Origin of the sequence: Streptomyces hilarionis (assembly GCF_024539675.1) — a bacterium.
Classification (GTDB): domain Bacteria; phylum Actinomycetota; class Actinomycetes; order Streptomycetales; family Streptomycetaceae; genus Streptomyces; species Streptomyces hilarionis.
Genome location: NZ_JAHHIT010000888.1, coordinates 1 through 238 on the forward strand (window position 1 = coordinate 1; position 238 = coordinate 238).

Genomic DNA, 238 nt, shown 5'->3' on the forward strand with positions numbered 1-238 from the left:
CCTTTGCATGCAACAGGCTGTCTGCGTCAACGCCTGGGTAGCTCCACTCCGTTTTTTGCGCAGTACAGACACCGTGCACCTGGAGCGCCGTGCGCTTGTTCTGGTCGGCACCAATGAAACGTCGATCACAAAAGACCCTCAGATCAATTTCCTGCTCAGTCAGGGCCAACTGAAGCGCCTCGTACTCCATACGCGTGCGGGGAATCTCGGCGCCCAGCACAGTTGGCAACACATAGGT

Annotated in this window: 1 protein-coding gene; it reads right to left on the reverse strand. The window is 57.1% G+C overall.

All coding sequences use genetic code 11. The features are described 5' to 3' along the window. The coding region (locus tag KMS84_RS44875; protein ID WP_256921673.1) for a hypothetical protein at positions 1–220 on the reverse strand (220 nt) is incomplete at its 3' end. Between the last annotated feature and the right edge of the window lie 18 nt (positions 221–238).